This is a genomic window from Brucella sp. BE17, assembly GCF_039545455.1.
Taxonomy (GTDB): domain Bacteria; phylum Pseudomonadota; class Alphaproteobacteria; order Rhizobiales; family Rhizobiaceae; genus Brucella.
The window spans coordinates 486,329-510,823 of sequence record NZ_CP154467.1 but is presented as its reverse complement, the minus strand read 5'-3'; the positions used below and the strand labels follow the sequence as shown (position 1 = coordinate 510,823).

Genomic DNA, 24,495 nt, shown 5'->3' with positions numbered 1-24,495 from the left:
CAAACCAGCTTTAAATGACACCACTGAAAACCACGTCATATAAACGTCTATATGACATAAATCCCAAGCGTGTCATTTAAACATGGTCTGTCTATATGACGCGTTTCTCAACCGTGTCATATAAAGAGATATCGTTTAAATGACACGAAATGAAATCATGTCATTTAAACATGTTGACTTAGTTTCCGCCGTCGCAAACACTATTAGTACAAATCCTGAGTACTAAGCATGCCGGAACTTATTCAACCTGCCACCCGTGGCACCATTGTTAATGCAATTGCTTCCAGTTCTCTTACAAAAGTCGCACCGGAAAGCCCACGCCCGCTCGAAATGTTGGAGGCCGTGGAAATTACTTCTGCGGATATCCTAACGGCCGCCGACGCCGCACTGCATGAACTTTTGATCTCAGCTGCTTACGAGTCAGACAAAGGCATGCCAAACGAACTCACGGCTCTGCCAGTCGCAACGGCGCTGAAATTTCTTGGTCAGCATGCGCGTAGAGACGCACTGAAGGTCTCTATGAGGCGGTTGATGAACACGACTGTTTCCTACGGCACTGCAAAAACTCGCCGTTTTGAAGACGTACCACTCGTGTTCAGCTATCTGGAAACGACAGAAGAAGCCGATGTCATCCGCTACTCGCTGCCCGAGCCCATCCGCATTCTCATGCGCGAGATGCCAGCATACGCATACCTCGAACTCGCACCTATCAGCCAGATGAAGTCAAAATATTCGGTTCGGCTCTACCGCGTGTTCGCTGCAGCTGCCGCTCGTGAGAAATGGATTCCGGGCGGTGAAAACAAGGTCATCGTCTCGGCTACACTAGAAGACCTGTATCAATGGACTGGCTTTCCGCTCGAAAACGGCACCATGACATTCGGCAAATTCCGGCAACGCGTGTTGAAAGACCTGACGTCGGAACTATCGACCGTGCGCCGCTTCTCAGTTCGTATTGACGAAGTCCGCAAGGAAGCGCGTGGACGCCCACTCGAACGTGTCGATTTTCACCTGAACCTGCGTGCTCCCAGTCACCATCTCACGCGTGCGCCATTTGAACCCGGCGAACACAACAATCGAGGCGTCGGGGGCGTTGACGCTCCGGATTACCGCGTCAACAGCAACATCTGGGTGAAAGCTCAGAACTCGTTTTGGAGCATCCAGAAGCGGTCACACGATCTCTATTTCGCGGCTTGGCAGATCGCTATCCAAGAAGCTCTGGCAGAGGAACCAGTTTCACCAGGCTACACGACGCGGCAGTATCGCGGGCATCGCTTGCTCTTAGCCATCGAAACCCTCGGAGCGGATGAAGCAGCTTTCAAATTTTGCGCCGAAGAAGTCGACAAGCCTGACTTACTCGAAGCCGGAGCACCTGACCTAACGGTCGACTCGACCGAAGCTCAGGAAGCCAGAAAAGCCCGCGTCGGCATTGAAGCACCAAACTTTGGAGCATCAAACCACGCATATACGAAGCAATCTGCTTCAAAAGTCGAAAAGGATGACAACTCCCCGAAAAAGGGAATTGCATTCACCAAGCCAATTTTTTCGACACCAACTCAAAGCGGTTTCAGACGTCCGCCTGAGCCGCAGGTTTCCAATTTCATTGAAGAAGCTGGCGAAGTGGCTATGTCCGACATCGCGGCCGACATGCTAGCCGAGCTGATCTCCGATGAGCCTGTTACATTTGATCCCCAAGAGGTTCCAAAGGGGACAAATGTAACATTGGCTGATGCCTCAGAAGTTATCTGGACAGCTGATCGCGGCATGTCGATGGACGAGATCGAAGCTGAGATTTGGCCAGCATTTCAGGACGAAAATGAAGGGCCTCGGACAGTCAAACTAACTGTCCGAGCATGGGTGGACGGGTGCGCGAGAGAGTTTTCCTTTGGTCAGTCCAGTGTTGACCAGTCCGCTATCGACCAGATCACCCGCGCCATTGGTCACATCCACCTAGATCCTGATTTTGATGCACCGGAGTATGTACGATGAGCGAGCTGCCATTTGCCCCGACTTATAAAGAAAACGCCACAAAAACCATCAAGAAGCCCACTTTGAAGAAGGTTCCGGCACCAAAGTACGTTTCGCCGACGATGCCAACCATCGACATGAGTAAGGTACCAGAAGACCTGCTTTTTATGACTACGCAGGGGTTCAAGGATGCCGCGACCGTCTTTTACAACGACCTCGGACACATCTACCCATCATCGGATCGCGCATGGGTACAGAAGCGATTTGTCGATGGGCTGAGCACGTGGCCACATATCGAGCGAGCGGATGAAACTCTAGGCGGCATGATCTCAACTGCTCTAACTATTGTCGCTAAAAATCCTCATTTTCCGACATGGTGGAGGAGCTTTGGGGTAGCCATGCTGCGCGGAAATCCGCTCGGGTGCACCCGATCTTTGAAGGACATTATTGCTTACAAAGGAGCGATTATAGCGCATTTTGACAACGAGATGACCGATCAGAATTTTAATGACAGTCAGACCAATGACAGGCGCGACATCAAGATTGACGTGGTTGACGACAGTCCGCTTGATTTCGACGTCGAATGCCCACTATCGCTGCCGCAGGAGTTGTGGGATCGCATCCCTGAGGAAAAGCGGAGACAGGCCATTATTGAGATGGCTCTTGGTATGCGAGTTGGTGTCCATCCCATCGAAACGGTCGAAACATTGTTCTTGACGTCAGGAATAAGATCCTAGTATACAACCGCCACGGCATTGGTGCTCGCAAAACGCGAGCATGGGTGTCAGTCCCGAGGCGTAAAAATGAGGTTCCTTCTCTCGATACGAACGAAAGCATGAAGTCTTCAGGCTAGCGGCCTGATTTCATTGCATAAACGTATTCGAAAGGAACCTGTTATGACTTACGTTAAAAAGTTCTATATTGCCGATACTCATTTCGGCCACGAAGCCATCATCGGCCTCTGCAGTAGACCCTTCAACAGCACTCGCGAGATGGACGACTATCTGGTCCACGCGTGGAACTCCACCGTCAAACAGACCGATATCGTGTACCACCTTGGCGACTTTTCCTTCGGCGGTGCTGCGCATGCCAAGGCCATTTTTCGACGCCTGAATGGTCGGAAGGTTCTGATCCTTGGCAACCACGATGTGGACAGGGACGGCAACGCTCTGGGCTATCTTGCTGATCTCGAATGGGATCAGGCACCTACTCACGCGCTTACGACTACCGATGGCGGCGAGAGGCTTTATCTGTCTCACTACGCTCATCGCGTGTGGCCTGCCAGCAATCGCGGCTCCATTCATTTCTATGGTCACAGCCACGGTTGTCTCGACGCCGTTGGTATGTCACGCGACGTCGGTGTTGATCTGCCAGATGTGGTTTTCACTCCGCGCACCTTTCATCACCTGCGCGGCAGCCTCCCTGGTTTGAAGACCTTCGCTGCGGCCTGATCTCGGCCGTCGCCTCCATTCCCCACGACTACGCATGCGCATGCCTCGCTCCCCGAGATGGCTCGGGTTGAGCGCCAGCTATTAGGAGAAACCATGAGTAAGGAAGGCACTGACCAACACCACGACATCGATTTTACGGGCCTCGACTTCGAAGGCATCGAGCGTGAAGAAGAGATGGATAAGACTGGCGACACTTATGTCCAGCCGATCATCGAAGATTTTAAAATTGGTTTGCTCTACGAATCTTTCGTCGACTGCATTCGGAACGGCGCGTCATCATCGAGTGCTCGGCAATATTTTCACGCTGACAAGGCCTGCACGCTCGCGGTTCGTTGCCGTAGTGCGGATGAAAAGACTCTTTTCTTGGCAGCTCTCTCCGACATTTTGGAAGGCGGTTACCGTCAGAAATTTGTTGGCGACAAGCCTGCGAAAGCACAAGCTATCGATTTTGACCACTATATCTCCGACACCAAAAAAACTGGGAAAGACGGTCTTCTGTCTGTTCTCTTTGAGCACCGACGCATCTTCATTTTTATGTCTCATGGGCAATGTCTTCCTGAAGAAATTCGGGGATTTGTCGACGCGGAGATCGAGCTACAGTGCACAGCTGAGGCGTTGGAGACGGCTGTAAAAAATTACATCGATCAAAAGTTCTGGCTTCCGCCCCGGCTGGCTCGCGAGCTGATGCAGGTGCCAGTCGCTCAACTCATGTCAATTTTTGCGGCGCATCGTTCGACTGGCTACAGTGTCAATCTGGCTTACGCTTGGCTCAAGAGAAGTCGGAGTAGTAAGATTGCGCGCACGAAAACGGTTGCATCGCCAGAACCAACTATCGACGACCTTCACGGCCTAGGCGCTGCAGGCGAGTGGGGCCGCGATCTCGCGCTGGATTTAGCCGACTGGAAGGCTGGCAAAATCAGCTGGGCTGAAGTTGACCGTGGTGTCCTGATCAGCGGTGCACCTGGCACCGGAAAGACGACATTTGCGGCCGCTCTGGCTCGTACATGCGGTGTGAAGTTTGTCAGCACTTCGATGGCTCAATGGCAAGCCAAAGGACATCTGGGCGACTATCTGAAAGCTATGCGCAAGTCTTTCGAGGAAGCTCAGAAATCGGTTCCGTGCATTCTTTTTATCGATGAATTCGATAGTTCTGGAGACCGCAACTCTAAGTCGTCTGATAACGATGATTATATCCGCAGGGCTGTAAATGGGTTATTGGAATGTCTCGACGGTATCGGCGGCCGAGAAGGCGTAGTCGTGGTCGGGGCTACCAACCATCCAGACAAAGTTGACGAAGCCCTTCGTCGTCCTGGTCGTCTAGATAAACTCGTTGTAATCCCGTTGCCGGATGCAGCCGCTAGAAACGGTATCCTGCGTTTTCATTTGAAAGGTGATCTCGAAAGCGTTGACCTGACACCTGTCGTGTCCCGCACGGATGGCATGGCTGGCGCGTGGCTTGAAGGCCTCATTCGTGATGCAAGACGGTCGGCGCGACGTCAACGGCGGGAGCTGAAACTTGTTAATCTCGTTCAAGCATGTCCGGCTCGGGAACGGATGCCTGAGGCTTCATTGCGTCAGTCCGCTATCCACGAAGCGGGTCATGCAGTGATGTCTCTGGAGCTGGGAAAATCTATTCTCTCGGCAAAAGTCACCCGAGATTTTTTAGCCTCGGAAACCAATTTTCACGGCGGTTCGGTGCAAATTACTCGGGCAGCTGAACACATTTATCTGCGGTCAAAAAGTTATTCGATAACCATGGTCAAGCAGTTGCTCGGCGGATTAGCTGCTGAAGATCATTTTTTCGGAGAACGCAACGACGGCGGATGGGGGGATCTGCGCGAGGCAACGTTCTGGGCTGCTAGACAATGGCTTAGCACGGGTCAGCAAGACACTCTGACTTTCTTAAGCGAGCCGGACGTTGAACCAGTTCTGGCTGCTCTTAAGTCCCGCCCTGATGTTCAAGCGAAAGTCGAAAAGCTGCTGCAAGAATGCATGACAGAGGTGAAGGCTGTCATCGAAAAGAGGCAGGCCGACGTCCAGACGATTGCGGACGCACTGGTCGAACGCGGGTCCTTGGATGGTGCTGAAATCACCGTCCTGTTGGCTCCGAAAGCCAAGATTTTCAGTCTTCCGAGGCCGAAAGACGGGAGAACACACGATGATGTAGAGGAGTACGCGTATGAGTTCGCTTGAAGAAAAATGGCGTTGGCTCTGCGTGGAATGCAACACAGAGGGACAGGGTGCTGAGCCAAGAGTTTGCCCGACCTGCGGCAGCTCAGACAGTTGGTACATGAACAATTGCTACGCCCGCGATCCTCGCAGCATGCGTGAAATCTTGGCCGACACCGTATTCGGAAACCTTAAGAAAAAGAAGGAAACGGAATGAAAAAACTGACCACTGTGCCTCTCGTTCTCGCTGCCGCCTGCTTCGGTGCGACGTCAGCTTTTGCTGATATCTCGGGCGAACACTCAAGTAGCGGTACCTGTTCAAATTCTAACAGTACGCAGTGTTGGCTGGAGATTAAGAAGTCGGCAACAGGCTACCGTGTGAAGCACGTCGTGGCCGACCGTCAAGACGGTCGCAAGATCCTGTGTGCGACGTCGTTTAGTGTAGAACCGCATGTAAGCACCATACATGGCCAAAAGTCTTATCTCGGAAAGCTGAATGGTGATTCCGTGTTTATTCGTGCATTTGATCACGGTCGCATTGATTTATACCCTGGGGCTAAGACCAAGGTGATCTGCGGAAAATATAGCTTCATGGGGAGCTACAGCGAAATCGGAGATTAATTTGGAACTGGAACCGTACAACGACGAACGAGATATTCTTGACCAGCTTCACGACGGCATCGCCCTGCTTGAAGCTGGTCGCAAGGACGATGCTGAAGTCTTCGAAAAATTGGCTCACCTCAGTGATTATTTCGACGGTGCGGTGCCTGCTGATCTGCATGAAGATGCGCTCTTGAAACTGGAGCAGGCTATCTGTCTTCCCGAGTTAAATGGGATTTACACGATCAATCCTGAACTCCGGACACCGAGCGAAAGTGTGTCTATTAAGACCCTACGTCGAGCGATTTCGGACGGTCATTTGGCCGTTTTGAGACCGAATTCTAAGAACTTGTTCACAACCCAACGAGCCGTAAAGGAGTGGCTGCACATTTGTCGAGACCAAGAAAATCAGCCCATTTGTTCCTCCGTCGCGAGCGATACGACAAGAACGGAAAACTCACGCACAATGCGGTCTACATCATCAAGGATGGCGAGCTCAAAATTGGCACGGGATGCGGCCGAGACGACCTTGCTGGCGCTGAAAAACAGCTCAACGACTACTTCACAAAGAAGCACTCGCACGAAATCCTGAAGGGTGCGCCACAGAAGCTGCAGGCTCATGAAGTGCCTGTCGCGGACGTGTTGAATCACTACATCGCCGACGTCGGGCCGCGCTTCGAGACAAAGCCAAAACAGAAGAGGGACTTCATCAAACGGATGGAGGCCCTATTGGCATTTTGGGGCGAAAAGTTCGTATCTGACATCAACAAGCGTTCATGCGTCGAATTTGCTGAAAAGCATGCCGCATCGACAACCAGACGCTATCTCGAAGACCTGCGCGCAGCCGTAGAGCTTGCTATTGCTGACGAACTGATGGCCGACACACGCATCAATTTCAAGCTTCCTGCACCTCAGAAAGCTCGTTACCGCTTCTATACACGCGAGCAAGCTGCAAAAATTGTTTGGGCTGCTTATCGAGAAAAAGGCACGTACTCATATACTGGGAAGCGTGCCAAAGCCGAAAACCGTGGTCAGACTATTTATACAAAAGCGAGACCCAAGCGTCACATCGCCAGATTTTTTCTCACGGCCTGCTACACTGGCACACGAACAGATCGCATCGAACAAGCGAGCTTCATTAAAGAAGACGGGCGTCCATGGATCGACCTTGAACGAGGCATCTTTTATCGTGCGTGGGAAGGCGAGTTAGTGCCAGATAACAAACGGGCCGACCCCATCCGTATTCCTCAACGCTTGCTCACACATATGCGCCGGTGGCATCGCAATGGTGCTAAATATCTGGTTGAGTTCAACGGAAAACCAGTTGGTACTGCTTCTGCATTCTTCCGCATGCTCAAGGAAGTGCTGCCAGACGATCTGGAGAGAAAAGGCCTGAATCGTCATTCAACACGGCACACTGCAGCCACCTGGTTGATGCAGGGAGGTGGAAACACCTCCGACATTGCAGGCTACCTGTCTATCGATGAGAAAACGCTCAAAAAGCATTACGGGCACCATCACCCGTACCATCAAGTCGCCATCGATGAAAGCTTCACTTCCGGCAGAGCGGGTCGTATCCAGTCGCGAAATCCGAACAAGAATATACAGGTGCCAGCGCCAGTCGCAGAAACGGCTTCAGGAGCCGATCTGGCGGCCGAGAGAAGAAAAGCTATCCTCGACCTCATCGACATCACTGATGGGCCTCTGGAGCTGATCCCTGTTGTCGAGAGTGCAACTGACGAAGAACTCGGCATGCTGCGGGAAAAAGTGAAGAGAGCGGCTCGGAGCGGAAAATGGGAGGCGCTGCTATGAGAAAACCGCATCTGTCTGTTTTCACGGGAAAGCCAACCACGGCTCATCCTCTTGATGTGACCTGCATTAGGTGCGGGCGTGTTAGCCGTGCAAAAACACGAGCAGAAGCCGAGCGACAGGTTGCGGAGTCTAACGCGTGGATCGACAGCCTGCCTGCAGATGAGCAACTTCGTCATACTCGCGCCAGTCTCGATATGTATCGGTGCCTCGGCTGCGGCGGCACTACTTTTCGGCCGTCAGAGGATGGGGACTGTCCAGATGGCGTGTCTATCTCTCCGGTGATATACGAGCCATGAATTTGTCATTCATTATCTTAAAAACAGGAAGGTGAGTGACAAAAGCGAAACGGGCTTTTACCGCCACCACCTGCCACCGAATGAACGGAACACACAGGGAACCAACGAGCATCAAATCAGAAAAATACCAATAAATATCAATGACTTATGATGCGAGCGCCACGTTTACACCGAAGATGTCGGGAGTTCGAGTCTCTCATCGCCCACCATATATTCCCATTATTTTTTGATTTTTATCGTATTAATTCAATACATTAGCCATTGTGTTAGCTTACGAGATTCCCTCACCTACCAGCCCAAAATGCCCGTTGATTCTATTGTAGAATCCCACTTCTGCCCTTCACCTTTTTCTTGCCAATCAGCGCGCATTTTTTCGTTCATTGTCACGCTGTTCTGTTGTGTCAACGAATCGCGCCACACGATCTATATTGATCGCCATGTTTTGAAGCGTGACCTCCATTCTTGTCATACGGTCGCGCACATCGCCATTCTGGGTTTCCAGCCGGTCGATGCGTGTTTCCAGTTTTGTGACATCGATCTTGGTTCGATCAACACCCTCTCGAATGACTGCATAAGAAACTGATATCCCGACAACGACTGTTAGAATGGTAATTATGTTGCCGAGGCTCATTTTCATGTCGATGTTCATCCCCATCATTTGTCTGTCGCCCATGGGTTCCTCCATCATTTCCAGCAACCCGCCCTTTTTCCATACAGCTTCCACCAAACCTGCCTCAAAGCCACGTGCCATCAATCGCGGTTCTCTTCCAAAGCACCTGCCACGTATCGACGAAGTGATAGAACCGGAAAGCCTGACATGTACCTGCGGTGGTTGTCTGCATTGCATTGGCGAAGATGTTTCTGAGCGACTGGATGTGATCCCTGCGCAGTTCCGTGTCATTGTCACGCATCGTCCAAAATATGCATGCCGCGTTTGCACTGATGGTGTTGTGCAAGCACCCGCTCCAGCGCGACTGATCCCGTCAGGCTTACCGACGGAAGCAACAGTCGCACATGTGCTGGTTTCCAAATATGCGGACCATCTTCCGCTTTATCGTCAGGCCCAGATTATGGGCCGTCAGGACATCGACATAGATCGCTCGACACTGGCTGACTGGGTAGGACGGGCAGCCTTTGAGCTGCGCCCTGTCTTTCAAGCGCTGATTTCTGATCTGAAGCGATCAAGCAAACTCTTCATGGATGAGACGCGTACACCGGTTCTTGAACCCGGATCAGGAAAGACGAAAACAGGATATTTTTGGGCTTTGGCGCGGGATGACCGACCATGGGGCGGCAATGCCCCGCCCGGTGTCGCCTTCACTTATGCGCCCGGACGATCTGGCCAATATGCCGAACAGATATTGCAGAACTTCAACGGTATCCTGCAAGTGGATGGCTATGCGGGCTACAATCGGTTGGTCGCGCCAGATCGTGTTGGTCCGAATATACAATTGGCTTATTGCTGGGCTCATGCGCGTCGAAAGCTTATTGAGATTACGCGCACAGGCTCGTCCCCGATTGCTGAAGACGGTGTAAAGCGGATTAGCGAACTCTATAAGACCGAGGCTGAATTGCGCGGGCTCACCTCAGAAGCGCGGCTCGCGGTTCGTCAGGCACAATCAAAGCCGCTGATCATCGATATGCAAACATGGTTTGCGCATCACCGAGCACGCGTCTCGGCAAAAGCGCCATTGGGCGAGGCGTTGAGATACATCGCTAAATACTGGGACGGCTTGTGCCTGTTTCTGTCTGACGGTCGCGTCGAACTGGATAACAACAGCGTCGAAAGAACAATAAGGCCAATAGCATTGAACAGAAAAAATGCATTATTCGCAGGTCATGAAGCAGGCGCTCATAACTGGGCTACGATCGCCTCACTGATCGAAACATGCAAACTCAATTCAATCGATCCCCAGAAATGGCTGACCGCTACGCTCACCGCAATCGTCAATGGCCATAAGCAGAGCCAAATCGACCAACTATTGCCATGGAATTATACCGCCAAGGTGTGAGTGAGACACCGCTTACCTTAGAGCCAAAATTAGTTTCAATATTAGCGGTACGACCGGCACCGGCATACGCACCGAAGGCTTACGAAGCAAGGTAATGTTCAATGACATTGGAGGCTTAAATGGGATTCAGGCGACAAGTGGTGCTGGCAATTCACAAATTGGGGGTAATGATTTGTCACAAGTGACTGGGGAGAAGTTCCAGAATACGGCTACCGGCGTCGTTTCGAACCCGCCGAACATCACAGTTTAACGAGTGGAGGGAGACCGTCGCAATTTCAAACGCGAGAGGATTCGCGGCTGAGTGGGCGATGCCTGCGACGACTCTCGTATAGGGTCCCACGCCTTTTGGATATCACGGTTCAATGCGTTCATATGGGTAATAAACCCTTGTCTCCAAAGTACTCGTTGGAAGACTGATTCCATGCGTGGTTGAGAGTTGCCTCTAAGGACCTCTACGGCGGCTCCGAGAACCGACCGACCATCCCATAAAGGATCATTCGTAGCTTTAAGCAAAACGTCGAAGAATTCCTCGGATCGCTCACCCTGCCAAATACGCAGCCCTTTCTCTAGTTTTTCATCCCTGTCACTTGGTTTAGCTTTGAAGAAGGGGACACCTCTCCAATTTGGTATAAGGTTGCTAATGAAATCCGAGTGAACCTGATTGGCTAACCGAGCGTCTGGCGTTTGGTCCATTGAGTATCTAACAAAAGACGGCGATCCGAACAGCAAAGGGCTTGAAGTGTTGTGTCCTGCCGCAACCCAGCGACGAAACCTTTCAGTAAGATAGAAGGCATCAAGCATCGTTGGGCCAGCTAAACCTAGCCTCGCCATATCTTCGTACAAGCTGTCACAGAAGGATTTCACTTCTCCGGCAGCATCGAGGGAAACCCCCAAACCAGTGAACGCTGAGACCAGTCGATCGGTTCGGCGCGTAAGTTTTTGTACCCGATCCAGCATTGCCCGTGATGCGTAATAGTTGCCGTGCGCGATTTCGCCGCCACCTCCTGTAATAGTAAGCTGTCGCACAGGGGCTGGGCTAATGAATCTTTGGGATAGACGGTTTGGGTTCATGTCGCCGTCCCATATAGCCATTGATATGGTTTGCCGTTGAGAAATCGTCATTTCTTCCATTGAATCGGTCCCGCGCTTAATGATTTCGTGCTGCGCACGTTCACCGGCAAGCTCCGCTAACTGCTTTGCGGTTTCCGATTCTGCGGAGACATCGCCAAAAGTTAGCACCCTAAATGGGGTACTTAGGGAGAGAAAGGCTGCGCTCGTTAAACGCGAATCTCTTCCACCTGAAAGATGCAGTGTTGGAGGATGACTGGCGAGCGCGGTAATATTCTGGGCGGCTGTCCGCATTTCGGCTTGCGCTGTCTTGAACAACGAACTGTCAGCCTCACGAGCGTCGAAATAATCCTCATATCGCGCATAATTAGTCTTATTCTTTCGTCTATCCCGGTTGAAGAATATATGTGTGGCTGGCGGAATACGCCTCACCCTCCTGAACGGGGATGAGTCCCCGTAAACCATCCAAACCCCGAAAACAACTGCCACGCATAAGTATCTTCCTCTGCTAACTCGCTGTCGAAGAAGAGACATGGAGCAATTGCGTTTGACGCTACAAAGAATAAGTCACTTTCGAGCATGTACGCTCGACCGATTCCTAATGCATCTGTGAATACTCCGCTGACGCCATCCAGATGATATGAACCCATAAACGGAGGAAGTAGGTAGCGAAGAGCTTTAGGGCTCTTTATCCTCGCTTTGATGTCAGCATGAAAATCATGGCGAGAGAGAGCCGTATCTACAGACATTGGAAGTGTGGAAAGAGAAACAGCACCTGTATTGTCTTCCCAGAAAGGGGGCAATGACCAGACATCGCCCAATCTATTCGTGTTGATCAGGGTTGTTCTACCACTTGTATGATTAAATGTCGCTTCCGGTGCCTCATCCGCTAGCCCATTCTTAATGAGGTAGTTCAACAGTGATCTTAATATGGGGCCGGAAACAGTCCCTGCTTCCTGAGTTTTAGCGTAAACGAAAACGCATATATTCATTTCATTTTTTCCTTACGGAATTGTTCAATTTCTTAGAAAATTATGGCATCAGCGGCGGAAAACAACGCCTGAAATAGGACATCTAAATCCCGAACCGCCCTATCGTGTTCTACACTAGAACTAACTGCCTCTGTAAGACTGTCCTTTCAGGTACATGAACAAATTAATCGGCCAATGCAGAATGATTGATCAAGCTGTCATGGCGCAACCTTTTTGCACGCGAGATTAGGTCGGCGCTATTGAGGTGGCCTAAATTCTTTTCTGAGAACCGAGAAAAATTAATTACTCAACACGAGCAGCCTTAGTGTCGTGACCCTCGCCTTTCATCTCTGCAAAAAGCCCTTTCAGATCGTCCCCGGTGGCCTTTTGGGCTTCCTCAAGACGTTCCCAACGTTGATAGAAAGATTTGAGACGGGAGTTGCTCACACACTCACCCTCCCTGTACGGTGGGGATGGGGATCATCGCCGGTTCGAAAAACCAACGGTCATCCCATTTGATCTTTCGGGAAGACGCCGCCGCTCGTATCACCTTCATTTCTTCGAGAGATGGCGCAAGCCACAACGCGATACGGCAGAGAGCGCCTTCTAGAAACTACCGATCTGGATCACTCGATCCAACCTGTCAAACGCTGCAAGGCGCGGTGCCGGACTGTCTTCGAAGCCCGCGAAAATATCGTCCTCTATGATGGTCAGAATAAGCCCTTCAGCCAGCTTGAAAACGCGACAAGTCACGACCAGGGATAGTGTTGCGCCAGTCGGATTGTGGATGCCGGAATTGGTAATGTAGAGGCGTGGCCGGTGTCCGCTCAGTATGATGGCGGGCGCTGTGGCGTCTGGCCCAGTGTCGTATACGGCACGCTGACCAGACGCGCCCTATGGGCTCGCAACAACGCCTTGACGTTGAAGTAGCAGGGATCATCTATGAGGACCGTATCACCTGACTCGAGCAGGAAACGGCAAAGCAGATCGATGGCCTGGGTATCGCTTTCGGTCAGCATGATCTGATCGGTCGCCGCTTCGACGCCTCGCTCCTACAATCGGCGGGCTATCAATTGGCGCAGCGCTGGCACACCGAGCGGTGTACTGTATTCCGACAAGAAGAAGCTATCTGACCTTAACAGGCTGCACAGTGTCCTGCGGCTTGCTTCCTCCGTCAACCAGGATTGCGGTGCTACTCGCAACATGGCTTAAGTGCGGTATCGTCGGCTTCGAGGCATTGACGGGAGACCCCGTCCCTATCGAGCTTCGGTCCCACCTCTGTCAGGGGGCTGTGCCATGGCGGAGCGCACCTGTCCGGAGATGCTGCGAATGCTGCAAGGTCACATGATGGGAGATAACCGCGTCCGCTTTACCAACTTACAACCGAACCGGCGCATTCTTACAATTAAGTGCTAAACGAAACAATACCACTGGACTATCCCCAGCCGGTAGACAAGCATAGAAAGGCTAGTGATCCATCGCAGAGAATGGTAGAGATTGGGGTTGATGATCTCTGGAATGGACCTGAAGTTGGCCAACTTAGCCAGCGGGCCAATGACTTAGTGTACGATACGCAGTCCATCCTGGGGATTAAAGAAATGCGGGGCATGGCTACCCAGGCCGACAGTGACTGTCTGGCCCACAGCATTATCCAGTCTGGAGCGGTCGATTGCGACAAGCTGGGTTCCGCCGATATCAATGAACAAGTGCTGTTCAGCGCCCATTGGATCGATCTGGGTTATGGTGCCCGACAGGCCTTCATCAGCAAGCACGAAATTTTCCGGCCGTACCCCCAGTTCCACCCTTGCCCCCGCCAGAGCAGCATTGGTTTTTGCGAGAGGGAGTGACCCAGCGCCAGTCCTGAACACCATCTGATCTGCCTCATCTATAACGTCGCCGACGATCAGGTTCATGGAGGGCGAACCGATAAAAGTGGCGACGAATCGATTAGCAGGACATTCGTAGAGCTCCTGCGGCGTACCCAATTGCTCAACGACACCGCCATGCATAACAGCGATCTTGTCGGCCATAGTCATGGCTTCAACCTGATCATGGGTGACATAGACGATGGTACTGCCCAAACGCTGGTGCAACTGCTTGATTTCCGAGCGCATGGTAACGCGCAACTTGGCGTCGAGATTCGACAATGGCTCGTCGAAGAGAAACACCTTGGGATCGCGCACGATGGCGCGACCCATGGCAACACGTTGTCGTTGCCCACCTGACAATTGTCGGGGATAGCGCTTGAGCAGAGGCGTCAGCCCCAGAATGTCCGCAGCTACGGCAACGGCTTTTTCCCGCTCGGCGCGCGGCGCACCTTTGAGTTCTAGCGAGAAACCCATATTTCGCTCCACGTTCATATGTGGATAAAGGGCGTAGTTCTGAAACACCATGGCCACATCCCTCCCCTTGGGAGGAAGATCAGTCACATCCTGCTCACCAATGCGAATGTGGCCAGATGTGATACCCTCAAGGCCGGCGATCGAGCGCAGCAGCGTCGACTTTCCGCAACCGGACGGACCGACAAGTATTAGAAATTCGCCATCGGCGATGTCGATATTGATGCGCTTGAGGACTTCAATCTCCCCATAGGACTTCCGGAGGTCGTCTATATTGACGTTAGCCATGGTGTTTCTCCCTATTACGATCAGGCCGCTGCTAGCAGCTGGCCAGGCTTTGTCCAGAATGGGGCAAGGCAAAGGGGCGTGGAGGACAGAGGCAGGATGCAGTCCTTTAGCGAAATGCCAAGCACTCCACGCACGAAGTCCCGGCGGGCCTGCATACGCGCATAGACTTCCGGGTGATCCTTAGCCATCCTGGCACGCAATTGAGCATCGGCTATCGCAACACCATCTTCGCAGTTGAGGGCCTGCCCCGCGGCCATTGGCGTGGGGATGATGTCGACCTGGAAAGCCATGCCTGACTGGATAACCTCGGCCGAACCGGGACGAATTGGACTGTTCATCCATTCATCGTGGCTGATGAGATGGCCGGGATTGAGTGCGGGACGCAGGCCAGACGGTGCCAATGATTCCTCGACGGCGCTGACAATATCTGCACCAGCCACACCAATATCGACGGTTTCATACCAAGTGCGAAGGGCGCCAAAATAGGCTTTGGCCTTGGCGAGGAAGGCATCATCATCGTCGGCCATAAGACCGGCGCGGCAGGAAAGACCGCCCCAATATCCGACAGCGATGGTCACGCCGTCGCCATTGTTGATCGGTCGGGCAGATGGGCTGGACAGGCCGATAACACTATCGGGCGCGCTCGCACCACTCATCATCACGTGACAATTGAGTGGTTCGCCTGCATAGCCCATCAAAGATGCACATTCGAGCTCGCTCATACCCGGCTGCGCGCCCTGCATAACCTTCCAGACAGCGACAGACGCGCGAGCGGAGGCCCATTCGAGCTGGGCAATTTCATCGGCATCGACAATTGCGCGCAAGCCATCGACCGGACTCATTAACAGAGCCGTCGCATCGCTGATCCTGCTGGAAGAACCAGTGATTACGCGCAGACTATCGACAACGAAAGATGGCACAAAGAATGTTGGCGCTTCACCGCTCCATTCAGCCTCGGACAGGTATTTCCACCCAACCAGACCTATGGACTGGCCTGTGGCTATCCCGCAATCGCGCAGCACCTTGATCAGATCTGCGGCCTTTGTGCGATCCTGCCCCATGAGGCTGAAGCACTGCGCAAGCACCCCCCGCGAGCCGGGCAGCCTGCTGACGGGTGTGTAGTCGATGCTCTCATTACCGGTGACGATGATGCGCTCGCCGTTACGGCCCAGAAGCAGTAATGCCTCTTCGAAGCGCGGTTCGAAACCCGTGAGAAATGCAATATTGGCCTGATGTTCGCGGTCGGAATAGACAACGACCCAATCACTGTCTGCCTTCTCGACAAGCGCAGCAACCCGCGCTTCATATGTTACTGCGGGAATAGCAGGACGAACGGCAGGGACACCAAAATCAGGAATGGATATTTCTTTGAGGACGACGGTCATATCGAGCCCTTTCGGCAATGGTTGGTCGGGATGTGGCTGTCAGCCGGTGTAGGTGGATCGGGCCGCGGACCAGTCGAAATTCGAGTCTGCGGGAATGGCGGGGCGCTGGACGTGCTGCCAGTCGCGGTTTTCGAGATCGAGCGAGACAGTGCCCTCGCTCAGCAGCAGTATATGACGGCTGGCAATGTCTTCGAGACGCGGATGCAAATATCCCAGCTTGACCACGAAAACGTTGAAGTCGGACCGATTTAGGCCCATGGAATCAAAGTGCTCAGGCGTGGTGATCCCAATCGGGCAAGCGTGGAAGGTGGCTACCACATCCCCAAAACGGATGGCGGCCCAGGCGGCTTCGACGCTGCGATAAGGCTGAAAGCCAGAAAGATGGAGCTCCGGACCGCCATTGATGACTTCCCCTTTGACACGCATCCTGGTGCCAACCGAACTGACATGTTCGGCACCCAGGACCACTTCGATGCTCGAACCAATACCCGCGTCCAGCGCCTGCTGCACGAGACCGGGTGCCGTGATTCCTGCCACCACTGCCTTGGGCCGGCTTTCCAGATTGAGCACAGCCTGCAAAACGCCGGTCAGGTCACCCGGCGCGCCAGCTGTGGTGTTATCGCCCGAGTCGCTGACAAAAATCTGCCCGTTTGACGCTTCGGTGAGGCGTGTCAGCCCATCAGCAACACTGGCAGTCTCCATGCGCAACACGAAATCGTGGCGCTTCTGCCAAATGTCATTGGCCAGTTGGTGGGCAGTAGCGCGCGCCAGCTCTTCATCTCCCTCGCTGGTAACGACAGCTGCCATGCCTCCCCACGGCACATCGTTAAATGCAAACCCAACAAAAATATTGGCTTCGAGGATGCCAGGGCGGGCATCGTAGATATCGAGGCTGTCATAAAGACTTGCACCGGGCTCGGTCGTGGTAACCGCGGCTTCGCCCGCAATAAGGATTGGCACACGAACGGCGGCAATGCGGGGCTTAATGCCGGTGTGAAGCACACGCAGTAACTGATCTGTCGCACGATAGCCCGCCTCGCGATCATCACGATGTGGTGCGGTGCGCAGGGCTCCGATGACGGTGATGTTTTCAACGAAACCAGGGCTTATGTGACCATGGAGATCAAGGGATGCCGCCACCGGTACATCGGGTCCGACAACCTCCCGCACAGCCTTAAGAAAATCGCTGTCAGGGTGAACTTTGATGCCATCCACCTCAAGCGCGCCGTGATTGACCATCACCACGCCGTCGAAAGGACCATTGGCGCGTAGCAGGTCGATGGTTTCCTTGCGCAGGGCGGCATAATTGTCGGCAGTCAGTGAGCCGCCCGGAAGGGCCGTGGCCCACATCAGCGGGACCGCCTCTGCAAACTCTTCCTCAGCCAGCCGCTGCACCACTCCACGCACCATCCACAGATTGGCGTCGATCATATCCTGGCCGCGATAGATCTGCATGTCCGCGAGGTGGGTCTTGAGCGGAGATTCAATCAGACACTCCACCGAGAGACCGACAATAGCAATTCGCAAGCTAGTCATGAAATAGTCCTTGGAAACAAAACTTTACCATGGGAATGGTCCGTCAGAATTGAGTTGAGAAAGCCCCTGTAACGCCACAGCCAGAGGCCCGCGCGAATGAGGCTGCTGGGACAGGTCCGAGATCAGAATAGTGCAGTGAACGAGCGCCTCGGGCAGCGCATGGCGGCGCAGAATACGCTCGGCGGGCGGCATAAGATGCGAAGCAAGCACAGCCAGCCCACCGCCGATCACGATATTGGGCGGGTTCAAAAGATTGATGAAATTGGACAAGGCGAAACCCAGGATTTCTCCGGCTTCATCGAGCACACTTAAAGCGTGCAGATTGCCCTCGTCGGCCAGAGCTTTCATATCGGAGAAGGTCTGCACAACAAGATTGGAGCCACGAAAGCTGTCCCGCAGGGCTGGGCCGGAAAGATAGGCGGACAGACAACCACCGTCGCCGCATTGGCATAGCCGTCCATGCGGCACGATTTTGGTATGGCCGATTTCGCCTGCAATGCCCAAGGAGCCAGCATAGATACCCCCTTCGAGATAGAGCGCACCACCGACACCAGAATGGGAGTCGATGAAAACATAGTCGTCCACATCGATGCAGCAGCCGAACAGACGCTCGGCAAGGCCGGCACCGCGCGCATCATTATCGACCCAGACACGCTGGCCAAATCTGGCACTCAATTCCCCCGCGACATCCACCGAACCCCAGTGAAAATTGGATGATGAAATCAGCCGCCCATTGCGATCGATCAGACCCGGCAGACAGACGCCGATGGAGCGCAGGTCAACTAGGTCCTTGCGACTGACCTTCAGATGATCAGCAACCGCAGACGCAACGCCGTCTGCAAATTCTTCTTCGCTCAGCAGAGCAGGATATTCACTGGTATGAAGCGGCTGCCCATCGAGACCGGCAGACATCAAGACCAAGCGCTCCGGGGTAATATCGATCCCTAAAATAAGCCCGACCTCACCTTTGATACGAAATCCCTCGGTCGGTCGCCCCCTACCCTTGCGCGTCTCACCCGAAACGCGTTCAAGCAGGTCGTAGCTATGAAAGTGATTGATAACTGCGGAGATGGTGGACTTATCGATGCCGGTGCGGTCACCGATCTCGCGCTGGGAAATACCAGGATTCAAGCGAATGGCATGAAAGATCGCAATGGAATTGGCTCGCCGTAAAACCGACGAATGCGACCCGGCAACACCCCTGCTTTCTCTGATCATCCACTCCTACTTTCTCTGATTATTTTTATCCGATACTCAAATTAATTAACACCAAAAACCGACATAGACACCTCCAATTCTCAATTAAAAGAAAACAAAAATACACATATAAAATCTTCAATACTTACAAATTAGTATTAACCTATAATTTATATCTTATTATAATCAAATTAATAAAAAGATTAATCAACAGATAAAAACTATTCAATATAATGTCGCCATTATGTTTATTTTCATCAATAGAATCCTAATTTTTATTTTGTTTCACCACTTAATGTCGCTGGCGCTTGACAGTTTCCAATTATCGTCGCTATCATTTTTCCTAGGATCAGAAAAAAAGATCCTCAAGTCAAGGGAGATTTTAGAATGATGAAATTTGGAGCTGCAACCGCCCTGTGCGGACTGATGTGTGGGACGGCTTACGCCCAGGACGCAAGCCAGGTCTGGCACTACTGGGGCGGCGGGGCCGAGCTCAATGCAGTCGAAGCAATGCTTGCCGTTGCCAACGAGCAGTCCCCGGACACACCAATCGTTGGCCAGGACTTCCCGGGCAGCGCGATTGAGTTGCGTCGCCAGCTTCAGACGGCGCTTTTGGGGGGAACGCCTCCCGCGGCCTATCAAAGCGCTATGGGATATGAACTAAAAACCTTTGCCGATGCTGGTCAGCTGCGCGACATTTCCGCTCTCTGGGATGAGTTCGGCGGCAACCGTATTTTCCCGATCGGCCTGCAACGCGTCATGAAAGTGGATGGCGTTCCTTATGCAGTACCGCTCAACATGCATGCCATCAGCAATATCTTCTACAATAAGGCGCTGGTGGACGAACTCGGCATTGAGCTTCCAAGCACTTTCGAAGAGCTACAGGCCGCCTGCCGAACCATTGAAGCGGCCGGAAAAGGATGTCTTGCAAATGCCGGCGGGCCGTTCTGGAGTCTTTACAACTTCTACGTGCCACTGATCGCCGCTGTTGGCTCTGAAGGTTACTTCCAACTTGGTTCCGGCGATTTGTCTTTTGACAGTCCTGAATTCCGAACTGCGTTGAACACCTATCGCGACACCTATGCCAAGCACTACATCGCTAACTGGTCGGGTAAGAGCTGGCCGCAAGGCGCCGATGACGTCGTTGCAGGCCGCGCTGTATTCTATCAGATGGGCGACTGGGCTTCGGGCTATTTCAAGGATGTGGGGCTCGAGCCCGTCACCGACTACGACTTCTTTGCGGCTCCAGGCACCGGTGGCGCAGTTGTGATCCAGGTGGATGCTATCGCAACCCCGAGCGGAACCGACACGTCCAATGCCGCAGCCGACGCCTTCCTACGCGCGGCCGCCAGCCCTGATGGTCAAGCGGCGTTCAATGTCCACAAGGGGTCGGTCGCGGCCAACCTTGAGACGCCAACGGACATCTACGACGCCATCGGCGTCAAGACCTACGAAACCATGATGGCTGCCGAGGCGAATGGCGCGGTGCTGCCGAACCTGTTCTTCCTGCTTCCCACCGAACTTGGCTCCGAGCTTGGCGTTCAGATTGAACGATTCGCGGCCGACCCAAGCGACGCCACGATGGAATCGGTCATCCAGACGCTGGAAAATCTACGCTTGTCCGCCAGGGACCAGGGCCTTTTCATAACCTGGTAATCCCCGGGCATCCCTAGAGGTGAAAGGTAGCGACCGTCTCAGGATGCCCGTCCTGCACGCAACTTACGGCGGCCCGCCGCCCGGCCCTAATCGGAGCAATCGACATGGCGAAAAACAGTCCGGCACCCTGGCAGCGCGGTTCAACGCGCGTTTATGCGCTTTTCCTGGCCTTGCCCATGGGCATGTTCTGTCTTTTCTATCTGTACCCAGTATTTGAAACTTTTGTGCTAGCCTTACAGCGCTGGGATGGCCTGTCGCCGGTACGAACCGAAGTGGGATTCGCCAATTTCATGGCGCTGCTGCAAGACAGCCGTTTCCACAATTCTCTGTTCAACAATCTGCGCTGGTTGATTTTTTACGTTCTGGTACCGACCGGACTTGGCTTGGGCCTAGCCCTTCTGGCCAATTCACTGGTGTATGGCAAGAGCCTCGCCAAATTCGTCTATTTCCTACCCTACACTCTGCCGCCAGTGGCCGTCGCTGCGATCTGGCGCTGGCTCTACGAACCCAGCGCGGGCCTCATTACCCGCGTTCTGAACGAAGTCGGCCTAGGTTTTCTAGCGCAAAACTGGATCGGAGACACTGCGATCGTCACCTATTCTCTAATGGTGTCGGCGGCCTGGTGGTCTGTGGGTTTCTCGTTCATCGTTTTCTTTGCTGGATTGCAGAATCTGCCGCGCGAATGTCTCGAAGCCGCACGTATCGATGGCGCCAATGCGTGGCAGACGTTCACGAAGGTTACATTTCCGCTACTGTGGCCGTCCACCGCCGTGGCGCTAGGTATGTCCAGCGTCGACGCCATGCGATTGTTTGACATCGTCTGGGCAATGACCGCAGGTGGCCCCGCCTACTCGTCCGACGTTCTGGCGACACAGATGTTCGACGTGGCTTTTGGTCGCCTCAAGATGGGCGAGGCCAGTGCCATTGCGGTCTTAATGCTTTTCGTATCAGCGGCAGTGATCCTGCCATTCATTATCTACATGGCCCGCCGCGTGGAGGAAGCTTCCAATGACAATTGACCAAAGAGCATCCTGGTTGCAACATGGCCTGGCTCTGGTGATCGGTCTTATCATGGCCGTTCCTATTCTGGTCGCAATCAACACTTCGCTCAAAACTCCGGCGGAAGTGCTCGACGTGTTGTCACTGCCCGGGTCTGCTACCTTCGCCAACTATGCCGAAGCGTGGCGACGGTTAGGTGCTACCTTTGCCAACAGTCTTATGATCACAGTGCCAGGCGTTGCGCTTTCGGTGCTAGTTGGAGCCATCGCCGCCTATCCTTTAGCGCAGATCAAGGGGCGACTGGGCTTCATCATTTACATGTTCCTGCTCACCGGCATGCTCGTGCCATACCAGATCGTTCAGATTCCGCTGTTCTCGCTGATGCGAACTCTCGGGCTCTACAATTCGATCCCTGGCATGTGGTTGGTGCATGTGGCCTATGGCGTGCCGATCTGCACCTTCTTCATGCGCAATTTTTTTGCTTCGGTGCCTCGGTCCATGTTCGAAGCAGCGATGCTCGATGGTTGTGGCCACGCGCAGTACTTCTATAAGGTGCTGCTGCCGGCATCCAGCTCGGGACTTGCCGCCCTCAGCGTCATTCAGAGCCGCGCCATCTGGAACGACCTCTTGTTCGCCATGACGCTGACCAATAACGACAATGCCCGCCCGGTCACTGTGGCGCTCAATGCCTTGACCAGCGGTTTTCAGGTGCAACACGGAACACTAATGGCGGCGACAATCATCACCATCGGCCCGATCCTGCTCGCTTACCTCCTGTTCCAAAAGGCATTCGTTGCCGGGGTGCTTGGCGGCAGCTCCAAGTAAAAAGGATGAGTGTCATGACAGCGCCTGGACACAGGATTTATCCATATCTTCTTCGCAAGCTGGCAGTCACTCGCCCTATTCAGGTCTGGCCATGGACCTGACCTATATCCCCATAGCGCGAGGCTTCGTCTATCTTTGCGCTGTCGTGAATTGGATAAGCCGCCGGGGTTCTGTCCTGGCGGTTTTCGATCACGATGGAGGCGAATTTCTGCAATGAGGCGGTTAAAGAGGCACTTGCCCGTTACGGCAAGCCGGACATCTTCAACACTGATCAGGGCTTGCAGTTCACTTCCACTGAGTTCACCGGCGTGTTGAAGAATGCCGAGATTGCAACTCGATGGATGGGAAAGGCTCTCGACGCGACAATGTCTTTTTTTAGCGGCTGTGACGCTTGATCAAATATGAAGAGGTCTACATTCGCGCCTACAAAACGTGGCCGAGGCACGTGCTGGCATCAGCCGATATCTGAGCTTTTATAACAGCCGATGCCCACATTTATCACTTGACCGGCAGACGCCGTGCCAGGCTTACTTCAATGCGCCGACACTGATGATCGTGTCGGCATAATCGAGACGGAAATCCACTTAATGAGACGCCAGAAACTGTTCAGAAAAACCGAGCCGCCTCTATCCGCAATACTTTCCACGTCCCTCTAATGGGTTGTGAAGAAGATAAAAGCTAGCGCGACCAATACTGAAATAGCAGTGCTTCTGCGAAATGTTACCGTAGCGCTCAGCATACAGATCAACCCGCACCTTGTGCGGAACCTTCCGTCGAAACGTTAAGATTTCAATTGCCCTTTCATCGAAATTCAACAACAACGCCCCCTCAAAGGTCCCTACATTTCTACAATCATTCTATCCATTCTGAGCGTGAGGGTGATGACATTTTCAGATTGCCGTTCAAGCTTTTACATTCGCCATGAGCTAACGTTTGGAGCACGTTGCACGTATTCCTTATAAAAGCCTATAATGCTCAATAATCGCCTAATTTAAGGCTTCACAGTGGGTCGTGCATCAGCATCAGTAAAGACTTGACCAAATATGAGTTCTCATAAATTCTGTCGCGACATCTGTCTGGAGCGGGGTGAACCTATGCCCGGAGCTGGTGGGACAGCCCCACGTTACGCGCTCCTCCATTGGCCGCGACGCCATTGGCGTGTGCCGAGGACGAGCGCTTTCGGTATGCCTGAAGAGCTGTCTGAGGCAATCATGACTGCCAATCAGGCTGGTATACATGTAGCGCTCGTGGAAGGGGATGAAATTGCTCTGTCATGCGAAACCGTTATGCTGCGTACGGCCACGACCGAAATTTTGACTGACCAGCTGCTTATGCTGGCGGCAGGAGAGAAACTCTGCGGAGAGCGCGATGAGCGCATAACAATTCTGTGCTGCACAGATGGAAAGCAGGATCCCTGCTGCGCACGTTATGGCTTTGCCACGTGGAAGGCGCTACACGATCATGCGGATCCGGAGGCCTTTCGCGTTCTCCAGTCAACGCATATCGGTGGTTGTCGTTTCGCTGCATCACTTCTTGTTTTACCACAACGTGCGAGATACGGCCGTCTAGAACCGCAAGACGTGCCTGATTTCCTGTCTTGTCTTAACAAGGGTATTCCATTCCTTCCTGCCTACAGGGGGAACCCAGAACTAGATGCTATCGAGCAAGTTGCTGAGTACGCGGCCCTTTCGTTCTGGAACAACATTGGAGTTCAGGAAAAAATCACTCTTGGCCAAAAATCCGATGAGGTTAGCGAACGAGATGTGGAGATTATTGCTTCTACTGAATCTCAACGGCTGCTCATTCGGCTGAGGTTAGATCATTTCGACGTAAACACACGTTGCAACACCCTGAAGCCAGATGGCCAGACCGATCAGGTTGGTCGTTGGAGCGCAGTTTCAGTTACGCCGTTGACTTAAAAGCCCA

The 24,495-nt window shown here is 53.1% G+C and carries 19 protein-coding genes and 3 pseudogenes; 13 read left to right on the top strand and 9 right to left on the bottom strand.

Annotation, left to right across the window (positions count from 1 at the left end; all coding sequences use genetic code 11):
- Window positions 1–228: 228 nt before the first annotated feature.
- The 7 genes from AAIB41_RS02455 (at window position 229) to AAIB41_RS02425 (ending at window position 7,997) form a co-directional block, all read left to right on the top strand.
- Window positions 229–1,986 (top strand): replication initiation protein, encoded by a 1,758-nt coding sequence (locus tag AAIB41_RS02455; protein WP_343314025.1) that lies wholly within the window; start codon window positions 229–231, stop codon window positions 1,984–1,986.
- Complete coding sequence (locus AAIB41_RS02450) at window positions 1,983–2,702, top strand: hypothetical protein (RefSeq protein WP_343314024.1); 720 nt, start codon at window positions 1,983–1,985, stop codon at window positions 2,700–2,702. Before AAIB41_RS02455 ends, AAIB41_RS02450 begins: the two co-directional genes overlap by 4 nt.
- Before the next feature lie 159 nt (window positions 2,703–2,861).
- The gene (locus tag AAIB41_RS02445) at window positions 2,862–3,416 is read left to right on the top strand and encodes a metallophosphoesterase (protein ID WP_343314023.1); all 555 of its coding nucleotides are present in this window, start codon (window positions 2,862–2,864) and stop codon (window positions 3,414–3,416) included.
- 93 nt (window positions 3,417–3,509) lie between these two features.
- Complete coding sequence (locus AAIB41_RS02440) at window positions 3,510–5,609, top strand: AAA family ATPase (protein ID WP_343314022.1); 2,100 nt, start codon at window positions 3,510–3,512, stop codon at window positions 5,607–5,609.
- Window positions 5,596–5,802, top strand: a complete 207-nt coding sequence (locus tag AAIB41_RS02435; protein ID WP_343314021.1) for a hypothetical protein — start codon at window positions 5,596–5,598, stop codon at window positions 5,800–5,802. The genes AAIB41_RS02440 and AAIB41_RS02435 overlap by 14 nt, the downstream gene beginning before the upstream one ends.
- Window positions 5,799–6,206: a hypothetical protein gene (locus AAIB41_RS02430; RefSeq protein WP_343314020.1), complete on the top strand. Its 408-nt coding sequence runs from the start codon at window positions 5,799–5,801 to the stop codon at window positions 6,204–6,206. Before AAIB41_RS02435 ends, AAIB41_RS02430 begins: the two co-directional genes overlap by 4 nt.
- Before the next feature lie 357 nt (window positions 6,207–6,563).
- On the top strand, window positions 6,564–7,997 hold the full coding sequence (locus AAIB41_RS02425) for an integrase (protein ID WP_343314019.1): 1,434 nt from the start codon (window positions 6,564–6,566) through the stop codon (window positions 7,995–7,997).
- A 654-nt stretch (window positions 7,998–8,651) separates the two neighbouring features.
- Here AAIB41_RS02425 and AAIB41_RS02420 read toward each other — a convergent pair.
- Window positions 8,652–8,966, bottom strand: a complete 315-nt coding sequence (locus AAIB41_RS02420) for a hypothetical protein (RefSeq protein WP_343314018.1) — start codon at window positions 8,964–8,966, stop codon at window positions 8,652–8,654.
- Between the two features lie 61 nt (window positions 8,967–9,027).
- Here AAIB41_RS02420 and AAIB41_RS02415 point away from each other — a divergent pair.
- Window positions 9,028–10,305, top strand: a pseudogene (locus AAIB41_RS02415) (IS66 family transposase); the annotation flags it as partial.
- A gap of 246 nt (window positions 10,306–10,551) precedes the next feature.
- On the opposite strand, the gene AAIB41_RS02410 reads toward AAIB41_RS02415, so the two are convergent.
- The 8 genes and pseudogenes from AAIB41_RS02410 to AAIB41_RS02375 form a co-directional block, all read right to left on the bottom strand.
- Complete coding sequence (locus AAIB41_RS02410) at window positions 10,552–11,667, bottom strand: hypothetical protein (RefSeq protein WP_343314017.1); 1,116 nt, start codon at window positions 11,665–11,667, stop codon at window positions 10,552–10,554.
- A gap of 134 nt (window positions 11,668–11,801) precedes the next feature.
- Window positions 11,802–12,365, bottom strand: a complete 564-nt coding sequence (locus tag AAIB41_RS02405) for a hypothetical protein (RefSeq protein ID WP_343314016.1) — start codon at window positions 12,363–12,365, stop codon at window positions 11,802–11,804.
- Between the two features lie 282 nt (window positions 12,366–12,647).
- Window positions 12,648–12,791 carry a GapR family DNA-binding domain-containing protein gene (locus AAIB41_RS02400; protein ID WP_343314015.1) on the bottom strand — a complete coding sequence of 48 codons (144 nt, stop codon included), beginning with the start codon at window positions 12,789–12,791 and terminating at the stop codon, window positions 12,648–12,650.
- Between the two features lie 162 nt (window positions 12,792–12,953).
- Window positions 12,954–13,629, bottom strand: a pseudogene (locus tag AAIB41_RS02395) (PLP-dependent aminotransferase family protein); the annotation flags it as partial.
- A gap of 274 nt (window positions 13,630–13,903) precedes the next feature.
- Window positions 13,904–14,971 (bottom strand): sn-glycerol-3-phosphate ABC transporter ATP-binding protein UgpC, encoded by a 1,068-nt coding sequence (gene ugpC / locus AAIB41_RS02390; protein WP_343314014.1) that lies wholly within the window; start codon window positions 14,969–14,971, stop codon window positions 13,904–13,906.
- A 20-nt stretch (window positions 14,972–14,991) separates the two neighbouring features.
- Window positions 14,992–16,356 (bottom strand): Xaa-Pro aminopeptidase, encoded by a 1,365-nt coding sequence (locus AAIB41_RS02385; RefSeq protein WP_343314013.1) that lies wholly within the window; start codon window positions 16,354–16,356, stop codon window positions 14,992–14,994.
- Between the two features lie 39 nt (window positions 16,357–16,395).
- Window positions 16,396–17,892, bottom strand: coding sequence for a M81 family metallopeptidase (locus AAIB41_RS02380; protein WP_343314012.1), 1,497 nt, complete (start codon window positions 17,890–17,892; stop codon window positions 16,396–16,398).
- 24 nt (window positions 17,893–17,916) lie between these two features.
- The gene (locus AAIB41_RS02375; protein ID WP_343314011.1) at window positions 17,917–19,110 is read right to left on the bottom strand and encodes an ROK family transcriptional regulator; all 1,194 of its coding nucleotides are present in this window, start codon (window positions 19,108–19,110) and stop codon (window positions 17,917–17,919) included.
- A 366-nt stretch (window positions 19,111–19,476) separates the two neighbouring features.
- Between AAIB41_RS02375 and AAIB41_RS02370 the strand changes: the two genes are divergently transcribed.
- The 5 genes and pseudogenes from AAIB41_RS02370 (at window position 19,477) to AAIB41_RS02350 (ending at window position 24,488) form a co-directional block, all read left to right on the top strand.
- Window positions 19,477–20,745: an ABC transporter substrate-binding protein gene (locus tag AAIB41_RS02370; protein ID WP_343314010.1), complete on the top strand. Its 1,269-nt coding sequence runs from the start codon at window positions 19,477–19,479 to the stop codon at window positions 20,743–20,745.
- 104 nt (window positions 20,746–20,849) lie between these two features.
- The gene (locus tag AAIB41_RS02365) at window positions 20,850–21,764 is read left to right on the top strand and encodes a sugar ABC transporter permease (RefSeq protein ID WP_343314009.1); all 915 of its coding nucleotides are present in this window, start codon (window positions 20,850–20,852) and stop codon (window positions 21,762–21,764) included.
- A complete protein-coding gene (locus AAIB41_RS02360) occupies window positions 21,754–22,569 on the top strand; it encodes a carbohydrate ABC transporter permease (protein WP_343314008.1) in 816 nt (271 codons plus the stop codon). Before AAIB41_RS02365 ends, AAIB41_RS02360 begins: the two co-directional genes overlap by 11 nt.
- Before the next feature lie 20 nt (window positions 22,570–22,589).
- A pseudogene (locus AAIB41_RS02355) lies at window positions 22,590–23,136 on the top strand (DDE-type integrase/transposase/recombinase); the annotation flags it as partial.
- 617 nt (window positions 23,137–23,753) lie between these two features.
- Complete coding sequence (locus AAIB41_RS02350) at window positions 23,754–24,488, top strand: sucrase ferredoxin (protein ID WP_343314007.1); 735 nt, start codon at window positions 23,754–23,756, stop codon at window positions 24,486–24,488.
- Window positions 24,489–24,495 lie beyond the last annotated feature (7 nt).